This is a genomic window from Sporichthyaceae bacterium (assembly GCA_036269075.1).
In the GTDB taxonomy this organism is placed as follows: Bacteria; Actinomycetota; Actinomycetes; order Sporichthyales; family Sporichthyaceae; genus DASQPJ01.
The window spans coordinates 20425-34020 of sequence record DATASX010000078.1 but is presented as its reverse complement, the minus strand read 5'-3'; the positions used below and the strand labels follow the sequence as shown (position 1 = coordinate 34020).

Annotated in this window: 14 protein-coding genes; 5 read left to right on the top strand and 9 right to left on the bottom strand. The window is 68.9% G+C overall.

The genetic code is table 11. The features are described 5' to 3' along the window. The first annotated feature begins 58 nt into the window (after positions 1–58). A complete protein-coding gene (locus VHU88_13340; GenBank protein HEX3612664.1) occupies positions 59–1669 on the top strand; it encodes an NAD(P)/FAD-dependent oxidoreductase in 1611 nt (536 codons plus the stop codon). A gap of 51 nt (positions 1670–1720) precedes the next feature. Next, entirely contained in the window at positions 1721–2728 is a 1008-nt protein-coding gene (locus tag VHU88_13335; protein ID HEX3612663.1) for a crotonase/enoyl-CoA hydratase family protein, read from the top strand. A gap of 166 nt (positions 2729–2894) precedes the next feature. On the opposite strand, the gene VHU88_13330 is transcribed toward VHU88_13335, so the two are convergent. Genes VHU88_13330 through VHU88_13315 form a run of 4 tightly spaced genes read right to left on the bottom strand, consistent with a single transcriptional unit; the run spans position 2895 to position 5803 of the window. After that, positions 2895–3725, bottom strand: a complete 831-nt coding sequence (locus VHU88_13330) for an SDR family oxidoreductase (GenBank protein HEX3612662.1) — start codon at positions 3723–3725, stop codon at positions 2895–2897. Beyond that, positions 3725–4165 carry a MaoC/PaaZ C-terminal domain-containing protein gene (locus tag VHU88_13325; protein HEX3612661.1) on the bottom strand — a complete coding sequence of 147 codons (441 nt, stop codon included), beginning with the start codon at positions 4163–4165 and terminating at the stop codon, positions 3725–3727. Before VHU88_13325 ends, VHU88_13330 begins: the two co-directional genes overlap by 1 nt. Next, positions 4162–4620, bottom strand: a complete 459-nt coding sequence (locus VHU88_13320; protein ID HEX3612660.1) for a MaoC family dehydratase N-terminal domain-containing protein — start codon at positions 4618–4620, stop codon at positions 4162–4164. Before VHU88_13320 ends, VHU88_13325 begins: the two co-directional genes overlap by 4 nt. 1 nt (position 4621) lies before the next feature. Beyond that, positions 4622–5803: a lipid-transfer protein gene (locus VHU88_13315; GenBank protein HEX3612659.1), complete on the bottom strand. Its 1182-nt coding sequence runs from the start codon at positions 5801–5803 to the stop codon at positions 4622–4624. 76 nt (positions 5804–5879) lie between these two features. On the opposite strand from VHU88_13315, the gene VHU88_13310 reads away from it, so the two are divergent. Next, positions 5880–7052 (top strand): TetR/AcrR family transcriptional regulator, encoded by a 1173-nt coding sequence (locus VHU88_13310; protein ID HEX3612658.1) that lies wholly within the window; start codon positions 5880–5882, stop codon positions 7050–7052. A 29-nt stretch (positions 7053–7081) separates the two neighbouring features. On the opposite strand, the gene VHU88_13305 is transcribed toward VHU88_13310, so the two are convergent. From VHU88_13305 to VHU88_13290, 4 genes are all read right to left on the bottom strand, one after another. Then, a complete protein-coding gene (locus tag VHU88_13305; protein HEX3612657.1) occupies positions 7082–7537 on the bottom strand; it encodes a PaaI family thioesterase in 456 nt (151 codons plus the stop codon). Positions 7538–7601: 64 nt separating this feature from the next. Beyond that, positions 7602–8831 carry an FAD-dependent oxidoreductase gene (locus VHU88_13300; GenBank protein HEX3612656.1) on the bottom strand — a complete coding sequence of 410 codons (1230 nt, stop codon included), beginning with the start codon at positions 8829–8831 and terminating at the stop codon, positions 7602–7604. 31 nt (positions 8832–8862) lie between these two features. Continuing rightward, entirely contained in the window at positions 8863–9528 is a 666-nt protein-coding gene (locus tag VHU88_13295) for a TetR/AcrR family transcriptional regulator (protein HEX3612655.1), read from the bottom strand. A gap of 6 nt (positions 9529–9534) precedes the next feature. Then, on the bottom strand, positions 9535–10746 hold the full coding sequence (locus VHU88_13290) for a cytochrome P450 (GenBank protein ID HEX3612654.1): 1212 nt from the start codon (positions 10744–10746) through the stop codon (positions 9535–9537). Positions 10747–10959: 213 nt separating this feature from the next. Here VHU88_13290 and VHU88_13285 point away from each other — a divergent pair, with 213 nt between their 5' ends. Both VHU88_13285 and VHU88_13280 read left to right on the top strand, forming a co-directional pair. Beyond that, entirely contained in the window at positions 10960–11877 is a 918-nt protein-coding gene (locus VHU88_13285; protein ID HEX3612653.1) for a hypothetical protein, read from the top strand. A 13-nt stretch (positions 11878–11890) separates the two neighbouring features. Then, positions 11891–12304 carry a cupredoxin domain-containing protein gene (locus tag VHU88_13280; protein ID HEX3612652.1) on the top strand — a complete coding sequence of 138 codons (414 nt, stop codon included), beginning with the start codon at positions 11891–11893 and terminating at the stop codon, positions 12302–12304. A 29-nt stretch (positions 12305–12333) separates the two neighbouring features. On the opposite strand, the gene VHU88_13275 is transcribed toward VHU88_13280, so the two are convergent. Then, on the bottom strand, positions 12334–13593 hold the full coding sequence (locus tag VHU88_13275) for a cytochrome P450 (protein ID HEX3612651.1): 1260 nt from the start codon (positions 13591–13593) through the stop codon (positions 12334–12336). Positions 13594–13596 lie beyond the last annotated feature (3 nt).

Here is a 13596-nt window from a genome sequence, read left to right as displayed (position 1 = left end):
CACAGATGATTTCGATATCAAACTTGATTCTGCAATCAGAAAGGAGGATCGTGTGGCCATGGTCACCCTCACCCCGAACCCCGACGTCATCGTCGTCGGCGCAGGCCACAACGGCCTGACCGCCGGTTGCTACCTCGCCAAGGCGAACAAGCAGGTGCTGATCCTGGAGGCGGGTTCGCAGGTCGGCGGCATGACCGCGACCAACCCGATCATCCCCGAGGCCCCGGCGCACCTGTTCAACGAAGGTGCGATCCAGCTGACCGGCATCTTCCGGCTCTCCGGCGTCGCCGAGGATCTGGAGCTGCACAAGTACGGCCTGCGCGAGATCCCCGTCGACCCGGCGCACATCCAGCTCGCGCCCGACGGCAGCTCGCTGGCGATCTGGAAGGACGCGAGCAGGACCGCCGACGAACTGCGCTACTTCTCGCCGAAGGACGCGCGAGCGTGGCTGGACATGTCCAACGCGATGTACCACGCGATCGGCCCGGTCATCGAGTACATGAAGGTGCATCCGACGCGACCGTTCAGCAAGGAATTCCTGAAGGAGACCGCGAAGGCGGTCCCGCACCTGCGCAAGATGTGGGGGCTCAAGCACATCGTCGGCGCGTCCCACTTCGAATTCCTGGACTCGACCTTCGAGACGGAGCTGCCCAAGGGCGCGCTGTCAGCGATGGCGGCGTTCTCCCAGTTGAAGCTGGACATGACGGCCTGGGCGATGATCTACCTAGGCATCGTGCAGCGCGTCGCCAACGCGATGCCGGTCGGCGGCACCGGAGCGCTGCCCAAGGCGCTGCACCAGTGTTTCCTCGCCCACGGTGGCGAGGTGCGGGTGAATTCCCCCGTCGCCGAACTGAACCTCGAGGGCGACCGGCTCGTCGGTGTGACGCTGGAGTCCGGCGAGAAGATCCGCGCCCGCGACGGCGTCATGACCACCTGCAACCCGATCATCACGCTCACCCGCCTGCTGCCCGCGGGCACACTGGACCACAAGCTCGAGGCGCGGGCCAAGGACATCCCGATCCGCAAGACCCACGCGACGTCGCTGAAGATCAACGTCGCGACCAGCGGCAAGATCACGATGGAGAAGCACCGGCAGTGGCGTAAGGACAAGCTCGACCCGACCGGCATCCTCGTCGCCTGGGCAACCCTCGAGGAGCAGAGCGCGGCGTGGGACATGACGGTCCGCGGCGAGTGGTACCACCCGATGCCGGTGCACTGCTCGATCGTGCCGAGCCGCGTCGACCCGACCCAGGCTCCCGCCGACGGCGACACCTTCTGGCTGTGGTCGGGCATCCCGCCGGTGAACCCGGTCACCCCGTGGGAGGAGGTGCGCGACGAGGTCGGCCGGACGGTGCTCAAGGACGCCGCGCAGTACTACGTCGGTCTCGACACCCATGAGATCGGCCGTGCCGTGCTCTGCGGCCCGGACCTGGAGAAGCGGTTCAACGCCCCGGCCGGGAACGTCTACCACGTCGACCCGCTGATCACCCGCTTCGGCCCGATGCGCCCGGCGCCCGGGTTCGGTAAGTACCGCACCCCGGTGCCCGGCCTGTATTTGTCCGGAGCCGGCACGCACCCGACCGGTGGCGTGTGCGCGCTGCCGGGCAAGCTCGCGGCGCAGACATTGCTGGGCGACCTGGCCAAGCTGCGTAAGGCCAAACGGTCCTGAGTACGCTGCCGCAGAACGGAATCCGGCACCGCGGCAGAACGGCGGCCAGGCATGAGCACCGACGAGACCGAGGTTCCGGCGGCGGCCTGGCGGCAGAACTGGACCGAGGCCGCCGACTCCGTGTTCGCCGGCACCACCCCACCGGCCGCCGGACGCAGCTACCCCACCCTCACCTACGAGGTCACCGGCCGGATCGCCCGGATCACGTTCAACCGCCCCGAGCGCGGCAACGCGATCACCTGGGACACCCCGCTGGATCTCGCCGACGCCGTCGAACGGGCCGACCTGGACCCGCGGGTGCACGTGATCGTCCTCGCCGGACGCGGCAAGGGTTTCTGCGGCGGCTACGACCTGGCGCTGTTCGGCGAGGACGGCTTCGGGGCGAGCGCCGAGGCGTCGAGCCCGCACCCGGGCAGCGTCCTCGATCCGGTCGTGCAAGGCCGTAATCACGACTCGGGGCGCACCTGGGACCCGATGCTGGACTACGCCATGATGAGCCGCTTCAACCGCGGGTTCGCCAGTCTGCTGCACGCGAACAAACCCACCGTGGCCAAGCTGCACGGCTTCGCCGTCGCCGGCGGCACCGACATCGCGCTGTTCGCCGACCTGATCATCGCCGCCGCGGACACCACGATGGGTTACCCGCCAACCCGCGTCTGGGGCATCCCGGCCGGCGGCATGTGGGCGCACCGGGTCGGTGATCAGCGGGCCAAGCGACTGCTGTTCACCGGCGACGCGTTCACCGGCAAGGACGCCGCCGAGTGGGGTCTGGCCGTCGAGGCACCGCCGGCCGAGAAACTCGACGAATGCACCGAGGCGCTGCTCGAGCGCGTCGCCGCGACGCCGATCAACCAGTTGATGATGGTGAAACTGGCGCTGAACTCCGCTCTGCACGCCGCAGGCGTGGCCAACTCCACGATGATCAGCACCGTCCTGGACGGCATCTCCCGGCACACCCGCGAGGGCTACGGATTCCAACAACGCGCCGCCGCGGAAGGGTTCCGGACCGCGGTCGCGGAGCGGGACACCCCGTACGGGGATTACCGCGCCGGGCGCTGAGAATCACCCAGCAGCGCTTCAACGCATTCCGGACCCCGATCCCGTCGGCTCCTGAACACCACCGCAACCGGCGTTGCGGGTCGCGCCGGCTTTCCCGTCGCACCCGTATCGAGTGTGCTCACCAGCCGTCGCAGCCGCACCGCGTATCGGGATTGGGGGACGTGCGCTAGATCCGGATCCCACCGCCGCAGGTCACGGTCTCGCCGGAGATGTAGTCCGACTCCGGGATGCAGAACAGGTAGACCGCGCCGGCGGCCTCGTGGGGTTCGCCGCCGCGGCCCAGCGGGATCATCTGCTCCATCGCGGCCTGCAGTTGCGGGTTCACGCCGACGGCGATGGTCTTTCCCTCGACGTCGATCGTCGCGTTGCCGCCGGCCGAGGCCTCGGTCAGGCGGGTCTTGATCCAGCCGAAGGCGACCGTGTTGATGGTGACGTTGTAGCGGCCCCACTCCTTGGACAGCGTGCGGGTCAGCCCGGTCACCCCGGCCTTCGCCGCGGCGTAGTTGGCCTGGCCCGGGTTGCCGCCGAGCCCGGCGATCGAGGAGATGTTCACGACCTTGCGGCACCGGGCGACCCCGGCGGCGGCGATCTCGGCCTTCGCCGCAGCCGCGATGACCGGCTGCGCTGCGCGCAGGATCTTGAACGGCGCCTTCAGGTGCACGTCGAGGATCGCGTCCCACTGCTCGTCGGTCATCTTCTGCACGACCGAGTCCCACGTGTAGCCGGCGTTGTTGACGATGATGTCGACCCCGCCGAACTCCTCGACAGCCGTTTGGATGAAGCGCTCGGCGAAACCGTCCGCAGTCACCGACCCGGGGCAGGCGACCGCCCGGCCGCCCGTGGCCTCGATCGCGGCCACGGTCTCCTTGGCCGGCGCGTCGTCGAGGTCGTTGACCACGACCGCCGCCCCGTCGCCGGCCAGTTTCAGTGCGATCTCCCGGCCGATGCCGCGCCCGGATCCGGTCACCAGCGCCACGCGCCCGTCCAACTTGCCCATCACGAATCTCCTACGTTTGCCAGGGCGACGACCGCGTCGCCGGTCAGGGTGGTGGTGCCGTCGGCGAGGCTGACGTTCAGCGCCAGGGTGGCGCGCTGTTCGCCGTCGACCTCCGCGATCGAGGTGACGGTGGCGGTACAGATCGGCTCGGCGTGCACCGGGGTGATCGCGGCGAACCGCACGGCGTAGGACCGGATCCGGTCCGGGGGAAACAGGTCGGTGAGGAACCGGCCCAGGTAGGCCATCGAGAGCATCCCCTGGGCGAACACGTCTTCCATGCCCGCGGCGCGGGCGAGTTCGTGATCGAGATGGATCGGGTTGGTGTCCCCGGACGCTCCGGCGAACAACGCCAGGGTGGTCCGCGAGATCGCCGAGATCTTCAGGGCGGGCAGTTCGGTGCCGACCTTCAGTTCGACCGGGGCGCTCACGAACCCACTCACGAACCCACCTCCGGGTTGCGGACCACGATGACCGAGGTCAGGTCGGCGACCGCCGCGCCCGCCTCGTCGGTGACCGCCGTCTTCTTGACCACGAAATCCAAGGCGCCGCCGCGTTTGCTGTAGACGTCGGTGATCGTGGCGGTCGCGGTCAGCCGCTCACCGGCGTGGGCGACGCGGTGGTAGTCGAACCGCTGCTCGCCGTGCAACACGTACTTGAGGTCGATACCGATCCGGCCGGCCCAGGCGAACGGGTCGCGCTGCTCGAGCTCGATCGCGAACAGGAAGGTCGGCGGCACGGGCACATCCGGGTGCCCGGCGTTCTTCGCCGCGTCCACGTCGGAATACACCGGGTCCCGTTGACCGGTGGCGCGGGCGAAGGCGGCCAGCCGGCCTCGCTCGATGTCCATGCCGACCGGCGGCAGGCTCATGCCGATCGCGTCCGGGCTGATCGCCATCTCAGGCCACCTTTTCGTACAGCGTGACGACCGCGGCCCCGCCAAGGCCCAGGTTGTGCTGCAGTGCGACGTTGACATCGTCGACCTGGCGCGGGCCGGCCTCGCCCCGCAGCTGCCAGACCAGTTCGGCGCACTGGGCCAGTCCGGTGGCGCCCAGCGGGTGACCCTTGGACAACAGGCCGCCCGACGGGTTGGTGACGACGCGTCCGCCGTAGGTGTTGTCGCCGTCCATCACGAACTTCTCCGCCGTGCCCTCCGGCGTCAGCCGCAACGCCTCGTAGGTGAGCAGTTCGTTGGTGGTGAAGCAGTCGTGCAGCTCGACGACCTTGATGTCCGACGGGTCGACGCCGGCCGCCTCGTAGACCTTGTCCGCGGCCGCCTGTGCCATGTCGAATCCGACCAGCTTCATCAGGTCGGTCTCGAAGGAGGACGGTCGGTCGGTGGTCATCGCCTGCGCCGCGATAGCCACGTCCGCCCGCAGCCCGTGCCGGGCCGCGAACTCCGGGGTGCACAGCACCGCCGCGGCCGCGCCGCAGGTCGGCGGGCAGCACTGCAGCCGGGTCAGGAAGTCGTAGATCTTCGGTGAACCCAGCACGTCCTCGAGGCTGATCGGGTCGCGGAAGACGGAGTACGGGTTGTTCGCCGCATGCGTACGCGCCTTGACCGCGATCCGGGCGAACACATCGGTGTTCATGCCGTACCGCTCCGCGTACTCCGCTCCCGCGCCGCCGAAGTACCGCGGCGCCATCGGGGCGTCGCTCTCGCCCTGGAGCTTGCTGAGCACCTCGTCGAACCGCTCGAACGGCGAGGGCCGGTCGTTCCAGTTCGAACCCAACGCCCCACGCTGCATCTGCTCGAAACCCAACGCCAGCACACATTCCGCGGCTCCGGACTCGACCGCCTGCCGCGCCAGCCACAACGCCGAGGAGCCGGTGGAGCAGTTGTTGTTGACGTTGACCACCGGGATGCCGGTCAGGCCCACCCCGTAGAGCGCGTTCTGCCCGCAAGTCGAGTCGCCGTACACGTAGCCGACGTAGGCCTGCTGGATCACGTCGTAGGACACCCCGGCGTCAGCCAAGGCCGCCCGTAGGGCACCAGCGGCCATGACGTCGTAGCTCTGCGCCCGGCTCGGGGTCGCGAACGGAACCATCCCCACTCCGGCAATGCGTGCGTGGTGCGTCATCCGAACTCCTCCAGCTCTAGCCGTGATTCACTTAGCATGGCAGAGTAAGTGAATCTTCGCTAGAGCAGGAGAACCGGTGAGTCCAGCCCGTGCCACGGCCCCGGCGCCGGGCACCCGTCCACCCAACCGCCGCGAACTGGTGCGCGCTGCCGCCGCCGACCTGTTCGCCCGGGACGGGTTCGCCAACGTCGCGATGGCCGAGGTGGCAGCGGCAGTCAACGTCGGTCCGTCCGCGCTCTACCGACACTGGTCGGGCAAGGACGACCTGCTGTTCGACATCCTGAGCACCGCGTTGGACTCGTTGGTCGCCGACCTGCCTGCCGCCGGGGCCGCGGACCTGCCTGACATCGCGCGTCAACTGGCGACCCGAGCTCTGGACCACCGGAGCATCGGCGTCCTGTTGCAGCGCGAGTCCCGACACCTCGGTCTCGACGCAACGGCCCAGATCCGGGCCAAGCGCAGGCGGCTCACCGGCTGGCTCACCGCCGAACTGTCGGCAGCGCGTCCGGAATTGTCCACCGCACAAGTCGAACTGCTCGGCCTGTGCGCGATCGACGCCGTCTCCAGCGTCTCCTTCCACCGACTCGAACTGCCCCGCCCGGCCTACCTTGACCTGCTCGCCGAGTTGGGCACCCGCGTCCTGGCGCTGCCCCCGGGCGCCGGTGATCCGCGCGATGCCCGCCCGCGCCGGGCATCGGACGTCGCCCGGGCCGACGAGATCCTGGACTGCGCCGTCCGGCTGTTCGCCGAACGTGGGTACGCCGAGGTCTCCACCGACGACATCGGCGGCGCCGCCGGAATCGCCGGGCCCACCATCTACCACTACTTCCCGAGCAAGCAGGCCGTCCTCGTCGCGGCCATGCGGCGCTGCACCGCACAGCTCCAGGAAGCGATGCGCCTGGCGCAGGAGCACGGCACGGACTCCACGGACGCCCTGCGGCGGCTCACCGACGCCTACGTCGATCTCGCGCTCGACCACCCCGACCTGATCACCGTCCTGATCACCGAGACCGTGCACCTGCACGACGAACTCGGCAGCCGTACCGTCCGCGAGGTACAGCGCGCGTACATTGCGGACTGGGTCGCGCTGGCGGCGGCCCACCGCCCGAGCGAGGACCCGACGGTCACCCGCATCAAGGTCCAGGCCGCGCAGATGCTCGCCAACGACGTGTCGCGCACGCCACGCCTGAGACGGATCCCCGGTTTCCGTTCCACAGTCCGCAACGCGGCCTGGGCCCTGCAGCAATAGCCGGCGCGGGTCGGGTGGACCGTCGCGGGTCAGCGGGCGGCGATCCGGTAGGTCGAGGTGACGTGTGCGCAGGGCTCATCCTGGCCGGCGGAGGTCAGCCAGCACTCGAGGTAGTAGAGCCGTCGACCGTGCCGCACGATCCTGGCCTCCGCGATCAGGTCCGCCGCAGCGGCCGGTTGCAGGAAGGTGATGTTGAGGTTGGCCATCACCGGGATCACGCCGTGCCCCAGCGCAGCCATGACGCAGCAGTACATGGCGGTGTCCGCGAAGCCCATCACCGTCGGCCCGGAGAACACACGCCCGCCACCGTTCTGCCACGGCTCCGCGCCCATGAAATCCGGGTGGTACGGCAGCCGTACTCGGATCGAATCCCCGCCGACGCGCTCAACCACCTCGCCGTGGTGATCGACTGGTGGCAGGTTCACCGTGATCGTCTGCTCGGCCTCAAGTGCGGTGAGGCTCGCCGGTTCGGACGTGGTTGCCATCGTCGACCTCCTTAGGTCTTGCACACCTGTGCCCGACAGGCACCGGCGCCACGTCTCCCGATGATCAATTCTGAGGCGCCGTCAGATCAGTGAGCGGTATCTCCGGGTCGATCAGCCGTTGCCGGTCGACCGGTGCCCGGGAGCGAACCAGTTGCTGGATCGGGTCGGTGACGTCCCAGACGTTGACGTTCATGCCGGCCAGCACTCGGCCGGCTGCATCCAGCCAGAACGCGATGAACTCCCGCGCGGCGCGGTCGCCCCGATAGACGACCTCGGCGTACCCACCGGGTTCGAACCAGCCGGAGAACTCCAGCCCCAAGTCGTACTGATCGGAGTAGAAGTACGGCACCCGGTCGTACGGTGCGGGGTTGCCGAGCATCGACCGGGCCGCCGCCGGGCCGCCGTTCAAGGCGTTGGCCCAGTGCTCCACCCGGATCGGCCGGCCGTAGAGCGGATGATCAGCGTTCATGCAGTCACCTGCGGCGTAGATGTCCGCATCGCGGGTGGTCTGCAGCTGCGCGGTGACCCGAATGCCGTTGTCGACCTCCAGCCCGGCGGCCTCGGCCAGTTCGGTCGCCGGTCTGATGCCGACCCCGACGAGCACCGCGTCGGCCTCGATCACATCCCCGGTGCTGGTGACCACGACCGGCCCGGGCCGGATCTCGGCCAGACCGACCCCGAGCCGCAGGTCGACGCCGTGCTCGCGGTGCAGGTCTGCGAACATCCCACCGAGCTGCGGCCCGAGGACCCGGTTGAGCGGGGCCGGCTCCGGTTCGAGCAAGGTGACCTCGCACCCGTGGTGGCGAGCCGCTGCTGCGCCCTCCAGGCCGATCCAACCGCCGCCGACCACGACAACGCGGCCGTGCCGGGTGAATGCCTCGCGCAACCGGTCCGCGTCCTCGAGCAGCCGCAGGTAGAAAACCCCGTCGTGGTCGGTGTTCGGGATGCGGCGCACCACCGAACCCGTCGCCAGCAGCAGCTTGTCGTAGCGCTGTCGGGAGCCGTCGGCGAGCTCGACCTGACGGGCCTCCCGGTGGATCGCACTCACCGCCGTGCCCAGCCGCAGGTCCACGTCGTGCTTGGCGTACCAGCCGGCCTCGTGGACGTAGAGCTTCTCCTCGTCCTCCGTGCCCTGCAGGTAACCCTTCGACAGCGGCGGACGCTCGTACGGGCGACGGCTCTCCGCGCCGATCAGCACAACCTCGCCGCTGAAACCCTCCGCGCGCAGCGCCTCCGCGGCCTTCGCCCCGGCAAGTGAGGCACCGACGATCACGAACGTTCCCGTCTCAGTCATGATCAACGGTATCCCTCCCTGACGCCGTGGCTCACTTGTCGCTGCCGCCCGACAGGGTCACGCTGGGCAGATCGCGGTACGCGATCTCGCGTGCCTGCGTGGCGTCCACGCCCAGCGCGCGCAGCAACACCTCCGCAGTCTCCGACTCCGCCTGCGGGCCCAGCCGCCCGTCGAGCACCGCGCGGGTGACCGCGATCGTGGCGCCGACCACGTAGCTCAGCGTCGTGACCGCCGAGGGCATCGGGCCGAACCGGCCCGCCGCCACGCCGGATTCCAGCAGCCGCTGCCCGAACGGCAGGATCCGTTCCTGGAACTGCACATCGGCCTGGTCCAGGTTGACCATCAGCCGCGCCGTCTCCGGGTCCTCGGTGGCGTTGCGCACGAACCAGCGGTGCGCCGCGCCGGCCGCCTCGGCCGGATCGTCGAACTGCGAGACGTGCGCGATCAGCGTGCCGGCCAAGGCGGACATCAGGTCGAGCACCACCGCCTCGACCAGGCCCTCCTTGGACTCGAAGTAGTTGTAGAACGAGCCGAAGCCGACATCCGCGGCGTCGGTGACCTCGCGCAGCCGCAGTCCCTCGACGCCCTTCTCCGCGATGATCGTCGCGGCGGCGCGGGTCAGCTGCGCGCGGGTGCGTTGCTGACGGCGCTGGACGCGCACGGACGGGCTGCGAGAGGCCTCGGGCAGGATCGGCACGGCGGGTCAGACCTCACCGAAGGACACCGGCATCGACTCGACGACCACAGTGGCCAGGCTGGGCCGGATCACGGCGGGACCACGGGCGGTGATCCCGGGAAAGCGGAAAAGCATTTCCTCGAAGGCAATCCGGGTCTCGACCAGGGCCACCGCGGCGCCGATGCACTTGTGGGGACCCCAGGAGAAGGCCAGTGCCTCGCTGGGCCGGCGGGTGATGTCGAAGCACAACGGGTCGTCGAACATCGCCGGGTCGAAGTTCGCCACGGTGAAGTTCATGACCAACGCGTCGCCCGCCCTGATTGGGTGTCCGCCGATCTCGGTGTCCGCGGTGGCGGTGCGGCGGATGTAGCGGCCGGGAGTGATGACCCGCAGCATCTCCGCGACTGCCGGGCGGATCAACATCGGCTGCTCGAGCAGGGCATCCATGGCCTCGGGGTGACGCAGTAACAGATCCAGGCCGGCGGCGATCAGGTTGCCGGTGGTCTCCAACCCGGCCACCAGCAGCAGCCAGCACCACATCACGACCTCGTCGTCCGACAGGTCGGTGTGGATCAGACGGGTCATCAGATCCTCGCGCGGGGCGGTGTGCCGAGCGCCCACCTCGGCGGCGAAGAACGCCACCATCTCGCCCAGCGCGGCGAAGTCCGGGGTGGCGCCGGGCTCGAAGGACTCCAGCACGGTGTTCGCCCAGTGCTCGAAGTCATGTTCCCGGTCGGTGCCGACCCCGAGGAGACGGGTCGTCACCAACAGCGGCACCCGGGTGGCGAACACCCGCACGAAGTCGACCTCGGCATCGGACGCGACGGCGTCCAGGATCCGTCCGACCTCGGTCCGCACCGCGGGTTCCAACAGCTCCGCGGCGGCCGGCCGGAAGTGCTGGTTGACCGGACCGCGCACCCGGCGGTGGCTCGCCGAGTCCAGGCAGTTCGCCGGGCGCAGCGCCACCGGTAGCTGCGCGATCATCCCCGCTGCGTGGCGCACCTCGAACGCCGCGGCGTTGAGGTGCACGCCGAACTCGGTGGTGAACAGTTCACCGTCCTGCCCGACCTCGCGGATCAGGTCGTGCCGGCAGATGTTCCAGAACGGCTGGGTGTGTTCGGCCTCGACCCAGTAGACCGGGTCGGTGGCATGGATGCGCAGATAGGCGGGTCGGTTCTGCTCGCTGTAGAAGCGCGGGTCGCTGGCATCCAGCGTGATCTCGGGCGCGGCTACCGCCATCGGTCCTCCTCGGTCGGGAAGGACTGTAAGGCAAACCCGATCGATTGATCAATGGTGATCAGATGCTCAACTCGCGTGCGGACCTCGCGCCGAAGCGGCTTTCGTGCCCCTGACTCCACTAGTTTTCTGAGTTTTTCCTGAGTAGGTTTGGAGCCCCGGTGAACGCTGCCCCCGCCCGCACGACGAATCTGAATCTCCTCGTGGAGGCACAGCATGCGCAGACATTCGGCCCTCGTCAGGACGGCCGTCATCACAGTCGTCGCGGCGATGAGCGTCCTCAGTACGGACGTCGCCATGGCAACCCCGCCGACGGGCGCCATCGCGTTCAAGGACCTCACCCGGGCCCAGGCCATGGAGGGCGTCTCCGTGCCGATCAAGCCCGGCGCCACCCTGGCGATGGGGTCGTACTCCGTCGCACCCGGCGGTGCGACCGGGTGGCGGCAACTGTCCGGCGCCACGATCCTCGCGGTGAACAAGGGCACGTTGACGGTCCGCCGAGCTGATGGGTGCAGCACCAAGGACTACGCCGCGGGGCAGGCATCGGTCCTACCGGCCGGCACGTATCTGGTCCAGAACTCCGGTAAGGAAGCGCTCGAGGTCTTCGGCGTCTTCATCAACCAAGCCTTCGGCGCCCAGAAGCCGCTGGCCGAGGGACCGACCGCCGCCGCGCCTGCAGGTTGCCGCGACTTCTCTGCCGCCTCGGCCCCGTCGGGGGTCTCGCTGACCAGCCCCGCATCGGCGGAGATGGTTCCCGGCATGTTCGGCGGTGGCGCCGTCCTGACCATCAAGCCCGGCATGGACGTGTTCGCCGACTTCGTCGACTTCTATCCCGGGTTCAGCACCGGCTGGATCTCCCACCTTCCGGCTGTGAACATCGTGACCGGCGGGCGGATCAGCTACGTCATGGCCCGGGACGGCAAGTGCGACACCAGCGAGAGCTATCACACCGGCCAGGGCTTCTATCACCCCGCGCATCGCCACTTGGCGTACAACGACGGCCAGGATCACATGCTGCTGACCAGCATGTACTTCAACCTCCCCCACGAGCCCGCGGCGCCGGTGATCGGCAACACGACCACTGCCGTCGACTTCACTCAAGCACCGCCGGTGGACTGCCCGCGGTTGCGCTGAGGAGCTCAACGACATGGGTAGCCGCAGCACTGTCGTCACCCTGCGGGCATCGGCGCTCGCCGCCGGATGCCTGCTTGGGCTGAGCGCCTTTCCAGCGTTCGCCGACTCGCAATCCGGGGCAACCTGCAGCCCGAACGGCACCGCCTTGTCGGTCATCGCCCTCGACGGCAAGTTCGACAAGAAGTGCCTGGCCGCCCCGGCCGGCCAGGCCTTCACCATCGACTTCAAGAACCTCGACCGCGGCCTGCCCCACAACGTGGCGATCTACCGCGACCCGACGGCCCAGAAAGTGTTGTTCCAGGGCGATCTCGTTGATGGACCAGGCGTCACCACATACTCCGTTCCTGCCCTGCCGGCGGGACGGTGGTTCTTCCGCTGCGACCCGCACCCCGACATGAACGGGACCTTCGTGGTGGGCAAGCCGTAGGACTCCCGGCGAGATGGGGCTGCTCGCGGTCAGCGAACCGAGAACTCGCACGGCATCGACTTGATGCCGTTGACGAAGTTTCCCTGCAAGCGGGTGGGTGGACCGCTGATCTGGAGGTCCGGCAGACCCTTGAGGATCTCGTCGAACATGACGGTCAGTTCGCGCCGCGCCAGGCTCGCGCCCAGGCAGAAGTGCGTGCCGCCGCCGCCGAAGCCGACCATCTCCGCGACGTTCTTGCGCTCGATGTCGAACCGGGCCGCATCCTCGAAGACCGCTTCGTCGCGGTTGGCCGACCAGTACCACATGACGACCTTCTCCCCCGCCGAGATCTTGGTGTCGCCCACGACGGTGTCGGCCAGCGCGGTGCGACGCATGTACACGACCGGCGTGGCCCACCGGACGATCTCCTCGACGGCCCGCGGTGCCATCGCCTCGTAGTTCGCCGCGAGCAGAGCGCGTTGATCGGGGTGCTCGGTCAACTGGTGCATGCCCCAGGACATGGCGTGCCGGGTGGTCTCGTTGCCGGCGATCGCCAACAGGACGACGAAGGCGCCGAAGTCGAACGGGGTCAGGCGCTCACCCTCGACCTCTGCCTGCATCAACGCGGAGCTGAGGTCGTCCTCCGGATGCTCCGCCCGCGCGATGCCGAGCCCGATGGCGTACTCCATGAACTGCGTGGCGGCGGTCGTGACGGCATTGACGTCGGCGCCCATCTCCGGGTCCCCGATGCCGAGCAGCACGTTGGTCCAGTGGAAGGCCTTGGGCTCGTCCTCCTCCGGGATGCCGAGCATGTCGCAGATGACCTGCAGCGGCAGGGGCGCGGCGAAGGACTCCACGAAGTCGCACGAGCCGCCGGTCTGGCGGGCCGCGCCGATCAGACGCCGCGCCCGCTCTCGGATCGAGTTCTCCGTCCGGGCGAGCGCCCGAGGCGTGAACGCCTTCGACACCAGGCTGCGCAGTTCGTGGTGCCTCGGGTTGTCCGTGACGATGATCGATCCGACCGCGAGGTACTCCGGCGCCGGGTCGTTGGAGATGACTCCGCCGGCGGAGGAGAAGATCTGCTGCTCGCGGTTGACGGCCCGCACGTCGTCGTGAGTCACCGCCGACCAGTAGCCCGGGCCCGGGGAGTTCCCGCCCATGAGCGTGATCTCCTCGTGGAAGCACATGCCGCCTCCCCGGCGGGTCTCCGCCCGCAACGCGGCGAACGCGCGGTCAATCTCGGGGATCGGCCGCTTCCAGAACTCCACGTCGCCGAGGTTGATGTCATCGACGGTTCGATATGCGGGCATCGT